The organism is Acidaminococcus sp. AM05-11 (assembly GCF_003472805.1).
Taxonomy (GTDB): domain Bacteria; phylum Bacillota; class Negativicutes; order Acidaminococcales; family Acidaminococcaceae; genus Acidaminococcus; species Acidaminococcus hominis.
On the sequence record NZ_QRMX01000053.1, the window covers coordinates 1 to 5,914 of the forward strand.

Annotated in this window: 5 protein-coding genes; 3 read left to right on the forward strand and 2 right to left on the reverse strand. The window is 57.9% G+C overall.

Annotated elements, in window-relative coordinates; translation table 11 throughout:
• Positions 1–607: 607 nt before the first annotated feature.
• Positions 608–1,288 carry a ComF family protein gene (locus DW089_RS11780; protein ID WP_105325818.1) on the reverse strand — a complete coding sequence of 227 codons (681 nt, stop codon included), beginning with the start codon at positions 1,286–1,288 and terminating at the stop codon, positions 608–610.
• A 16-nt stretch (positions 1,289–1,304) separates the two neighbouring features.
• Positions 1,305–3,476, reverse strand: coding sequence for an ATP-dependent RecD-like DNA helicase (locus tag DW089_RS11060; protein WP_105325819.1), 2,172 nt, complete (start codon positions 3,474–3,476; stop codon positions 1,305–1,307).
• 161 nt (positions 3,477–3,637) lie between these two features.
• Between DW089_RS11060 and DW089_RS11065 the strand changes: the two genes are divergently transcribed.
• From DW089_RS11065 to DW089_RS11075, 3 genes are all read left to right on the forward strand, one after another.
• On the forward strand, positions 3,638–4,105 hold the full coding sequence (locus DW089_RS11065; protein WP_105327523.1) for an S-adenosylmethionine decarboxylase family protein: 468 nt from the start codon (positions 3,638–3,640) through the stop codon (positions 4,103–4,105).
• 64 nt (positions 4,106–4,169) lie between these two features.
• Positions 4,170–4,853, forward strand: a complete 684-nt coding sequence (locus DW089_RS11070) for an HAD family hydrolase (RefSeq protein ID WP_105327524.1) — start codon at positions 4,170–4,172, stop codon at positions 4,851–4,853.
• Between the two features lie 14 nt (positions 4,854–4,867).
• Positions 4,868–5,614: a pentapeptide repeat-containing protein gene (locus tag DW089_RS11075; protein ID WP_105327525.1), complete on the forward strand. Its 747-nt coding sequence runs from the start codon at positions 4,868–4,870 to the stop codon at positions 5,612–5,614.
• Positions 5,615–5,914: the final 300 nt, after the last annotated feature.

Below are 5,914 nucleotides of genomic sequence, written 5' to 3' on the forward strand. Positions count from 1 at the left end.
GAAGGGGAAGGAAGCAATGCCGCAGGCATTGCAGGTTGGGGTTCCCAACCAAGTCGCCCGGAGGGCCACTACCTACATTCCCGCACTATCCCCATTCAGCACACGACCAGCAGCGGCCTAGACCGCCTTCTGCAAACGTTGCGGTCGCGTCCAAACAGCGCTACAGGTATTCCAAAAGCTGTTTGGTATACGCGAGCCATGCGACAGCCGTCCAGGAATCAAACCCGTAGGGTGCTGATGACTGGAATACGGCGAACCGCTGAGAAGGTGTCGCCGCAAGGCGACGATAGAAGTTTCCCCCCATCTGCCCAGCGGGCGCCCATAGTTCCAACCACTAGAAGATCTGTCACCGCAGGCTGACTGAGGGAGTCGTATCCATTTCTCAAGGCCCCCGGCCGTAGAGAAATGGAATATACGACCCCTGCGATAGCTGCCCAGGAATTGAGCCTGCAAGGCGAAAATGACTGGCTAGCAGCGAACCGCTGAGTGGATACCCCGAACCACATCACTTCAGGTCCGCTGACCGCACCAACCAAAAACAGCATTCTGTATCGCTTTTTACTCAAAAGCGATACAGAATGCTGTTTTTCTCATACACTTCTACACTCTACTTCCCCATCCCACTGGCCAGCGCCACCGCATACACCCGCTCCGCCCCAGCTGCCTTCAGCACCCGGGCCGCTTCTTCCACCGTGGTCCCGCTGGTCACAATATCGTCCGCCAGCACCACTACCGGCGGCACGCTGCACCCCGGCACCAGCCCCAGCGAGCCCCGGATATTCTCCTTCCGGGCCTCCACCGACAGTGCGTACTGGGGCAGCGTAGGCCGCATGCGCCGCAGCACCGGCAGCCACACAAACCCCCGCTGACCACACCAGCCCCGGAAAATCTCCTCCGGGATGTCGTACCCCCGCTCCTTCCGCCGCCCTTCGTCCGTGGGAATGGGCACCACCGCCACCGCCCGGGCCAGTTCCGGCCCCCAGTTCAGCAGCGCCTCCTGCTCCATCCCCCGGGCCCACTCATAGGCCAGCGGCGCCAGCACTTCCCGGCGGCGCCCAAACTTGGCCTGGTGCAGCCCTTCCCGGATGCCCCCTTCATAATGAAAGAGAAAAAACAACCCGTCCAGGTGCCTGCACCCCACACTTTCCGGCACCACCGTCCTGGGCTCCAGGAGCCCCGCCCGGCACGCCGGACACAGCAGCCCTTCCTCCTGGACCTGGGTCCCGCAGCCCGGACAGCTCCGGGGGTAAAAAATATCCAGCAGCAGCCGTTTCAGTTCCTGCCACATACCTTACCTCCAGCCCTTATTCCTTGTCCCGGTCCCCCTGCTGCAGCCGCTCTGCCAGGAGGGAGTACCGCTTCCGGGTCTTGTCGTTTTCCACCGCCGTCCGCATGGCCTTCCGGCTTCCCGCCAGATGCACCTGCTGCCGGGCCCGGGTAATGGCCGTATAGAATAAATTCCGCTGTAACATAATGTAGTGACTGTTCACCAGCGGCATGATTACCACCGCGTACTCACTGCCCTGGGACTTGTGCACACTCATAGCGTAGGACAGCCGCAGCTCCTCCGCTTCCGCCCCCTCGTAGCTCACCAGATCCCCTTCCGGCCGGTCCGGGAACGACACCGTCACCGTCCGCCCCAGGATCCGCACCACCTGGCCAATATCCCCGTTAAATACATTCTTTTCGTAGTTGTTCCGCAGCTGCATCACCTTGTCCTTCTCCCGCAGCTCCACGAACCCCATTTTCAGCTCCGCCTTCTGAGGAGACGGCGGATTCACCCGCTGCTGGATCAGCCGGTTCAGATTCTCCACCCCGCACAGATTCTTGTGCATAGGGCTCAGCACCTGCACCCCCTGGAGCGGATTGTGGGCATACAGCTTGGCATACAAATCCACCACATACTCCATGGTCTGCTCCTCCGTGGGAAATTCCGCAAAAGTAAAATCCTTCTCCCCTTCCCACACCGGCATCATTCCCTGGTTGATTCTGTGGGCATTGCGCACAATGGGACTCAGCTCCGCCTGCCGGAACACATTCTCCAGCCGCACAATAGGCATGGTCCCGCTGCGGATAATATCCGACAGCACCGACCCCGGCCCCACACTGGGCAGCTGGTCCACGTCCCCCACCAGAATCAGCCGGCAGCCCAGGGGCAAAGCCTTCAATAGATTGTACATCAGCACAATATCCATCATGGACGCCTCGTCCACAATCACCGCATCGGCCTCCAGCGGATTGTCCTCGTTCCGGCCCCAGAAAGAATCTTCCCCATTGGGCGTATATTCCAGCATCCGGTGCACCGTCAGCGCCGGCTGCCCCGCCGATTCCGTCAGCCGCTTGGCCGCCCGGCCCGTAGGCGCCGCCAAAAGAATCTTGCACCCCGCCTGCTGCATCACCGACAGGATACCCTTGATAACCGTCGTCTTACCAGTACCAGGACCACCGGTCAGCACAAACACCCCGTGCTCCACACTGGTCTTCACCGCTTCCGCCTGTTCCGGCGCCAGCTGGATATCCTCCGCCTTTTCCCATTCCTGGATAATCTTCTGGTAATCCACCTTCCACAATGAGTTCACATTGTCCCGCAGCGCCAGCAGCCGGTGGGCCACCCCACGCTCCGCCCGGTACAGATATTCCGGATACACACAGATATGGTCCCCGGCGTCCTCCGTCCGCAGCAGCCCCTGCTCCAGCAACTTGTCAAACACCTGCTTCACTTCCAGCGCCGGCACCTGCAGCACCTGGCTGGCCATCTTCACCAGCCACTCGTCCGGCACACAGGTATGCCCCTGGTTGGCCCCCTGGAGCAGCGTATAGTACAGCCCCGCCTTCAGCCGCTCCTCGCTGAGCTCATCAAAGCCCATGTTCTGGGCCAGCCGGTCCGCCGTCCGAAACCCGATGCCTTCCGCATCTTCCGCCAGACAGTACGGATTGTTGCTGATCCGGGTAATGGCCGTATTGCCGTACAGCGCCTGGATTTTTCCCGCAAAATTGGCACTGATTCCGTGACTTTCCAGGAAAAATACCAGCTCCCGGCTGTCCCGCAGCTCCCCGTAGGACGCCACAATCCCTTCCGCCTTCTTCTTGCCGATGCCCGGCACTTCCCGCAGCCGCTCCGGTTCCTTGTCCAGCACCTCCATGGTCTTGTCCCCAAAGTGCTCCACAATCCGCTTGGCCATCACCGGCCCCACACCCGTGAGAACCCCGCTGCCCAGCATCTTGATCATGGCCTGGGTCCCCGTAGGCGTCAGCGCCTTCCAGCTGGCCGCCTGGAACTGCCGGCCAAACCGCGGATGCTCCGTCCATTGTCCCGTCAGCTCCACCTGCTCACCTGCAAACGGCGGCTGCCCCTTGTACACAATGGTAATGGTCCCCACTTCCCGGTTTTCACCCCGAAAAACAGCAAAGCCGCCGTCTCCCGATTGGAACACAATATTCTTGATAGTTACTTGTAAGATTGCTGCTTCTGCCATTTCACACCTCTGCTGAACAAATATCCCTTTTATTATAACATAAGTTCTTGTTTCTTTTGACAGGCATAACCGGATTACGATATAATATAAGCACTGCGTATAATGTATAAAATTGGACGATTGATGAAGAAACTTGAACTGAATAAAGGATGTGGAAACCTGTGATAGGTAAAGGAACCCAGGTCGCACTGGACATGTATCGCTGTCTGGAAGATGTGGTCTACGACAAAGACAAAATCAAGGCCATTTTGGAAATGGCAGCCCAAAAATTCGACATGCGCGAACTGGCCGTCCATCTGACGGATAATGAAATGGATGAAGAATTTTGCTACGTAATGCTCTGTGACAACGGTCACATTTTCCTGCACGTATTCCCCGCCCAGGGCTACGCTGCAGCAGACGTATTCACCCTGGATTCCGGGGCCGACCCCGAAGAACTGGCCATCTTCCTGCGCAAGGAATTTGGACCCGACCAGGCCAAACTCACCATGATTACCCGCGGCGACTTCGGTAACGTCAGCGACATGAAACCCCGCCGGCAGAAAATTGTCAAACCCATTCGCCGGGCAAAAAATGCCGGGGCCACCCTGAAGAAATTCATGATGCTGAACAAGAATTCTTCAAACTAACCCCTTAAAAAGAGGCTTCCATAGCCTCTTTTTTCACTATAGGACAGAAAAGGATGTATGGAGTATGAACTATTTGCTATGGGATATCGACGGTACCCTGCTGCTCACCAACTACGCAGGCGTCTCCGCCATGAAGGCCACCATCAACGACCTGTACGGACTGGACAACTTTGAATTTACCTACAGCATGGCCGGCCGCACAGATACCTATATCGCCCGGAAAGCCATCACCGGCATCCAGGGCCACTGCACCCAGGAAGAAGTGGAAACCATGCTGCAGGCCTACGCCAAACGCCTGCCGGATTTCCTGGTAGCCAAAAAAGGCCACCTGCTCCCCCACGTCAAAGAAAGCCTGGAATGGGCAGAGAAAACCCCCGGCTACACCTCCCTGCTGCTCACCGGCAACTGCGAACCCGCAGCCCGCTCCAAACTGTCCTACTTCGGCATCGGAGGCGATTTCGACTACAGCCTCAGCGCCTTTGGCGAAATCAGTGAACTCCGAGACGACCTGTCCACCGCCCTGTGGCACAAAATCAAAGCCCAGGACCCGGACGTCACCCCCTCCCAGCTCATCGTCATCGGCGATACCCCCCACGACATAACCTGCGCCGCCGCCATCGGCGCCCGCAGCCTGATTATCCTCACCGGCTCCAGCTACACCCGGGAAGACCTGGAAGCCTGCCACCCCTGGAAAATCATCCAGGAACTTCCCGCAGACCCCCAGGAACTGGCAGCAGCCCTAGCCTAGGAAGGAGGCAGCCTATGAAACTCAAATCCCTACTGCTGGGCCTTGGCCTGGCATTCAGCGTCACCACCAGCGCCCTGGCCTTTTCCCAGGCCGACGTGGATAAGCTCAATAACACCGGCTCCTGCCCCGGCGGAGACCTGCGGGGCGCCTACCTCCACGGCGCAGACCTGACCGGCGCAGACCTGACCGGCGCAGACCTCAGCTACGCCAACCTGTCCAGCGCCGTCTTGGAAAACGCCAAACTCCAGCACGCAGACCTGGAAAAAGCCAACCTGTGGAACGCCTACATGGCCGGCGCCAAACTGGACTACGCCAACCTGACCAACGCCAACCTGGCTCATACCGTACTAAACCGCAGCTCCCTGGTAGGCATCACCGGCTACCGCGCCAACTTTACCCATGCCCTCCTCACCTTCTCCAACCTCTATACCGCCGACCTGAGAGAAAGCACCTTCGACTACGCCAACGCCTCCCTGGCCAACTTCTACTCCGCCAACCTGGCAAGAAGCTGGTTCTTTAATACCCAGCTCCGCGGCGCCAACCTGACCAGCGCCAATTTGTACAACGCCAAAATCAACGGCGCCACCATGGTAGAAGCCATCCTGAGAAGCGCCAACCTAAGAAGCGCCATCTTGGACGACAGCAACCTCAGCAAAGCCGATCTGACCCACGCCACCTTCGACGACGCCAGCCTCCTCCATACCAATTTAGAAGATACCAAATTCAACGCCTCCGACCTGGACACCGTCTATCGAAAATAAACCAAATAACCAAACCCATATAGTAAAAAACCAGCCAGACAAAATGACCCCATTTTGCCTGACTGGTTTTGTTTAGATAGGAACGAAGTAAGCAATGCCACAGGCTTTGCAGGTTAGAAGAACTGCCTACATTTCAGCACTAACCCCATTCAGCACACGACCAGTAGTGGCCTAAGAATGCCTCTTTCAAGCGTGAAAGAGGTGGCAGCCGCTAGGCTGACGGAGAAAGTTCAATTCAATGGCCCAGAGGGCGCCCATAGCTCTCGCCTTTAGCATTCTGGTAATATGTCAAGCATATTT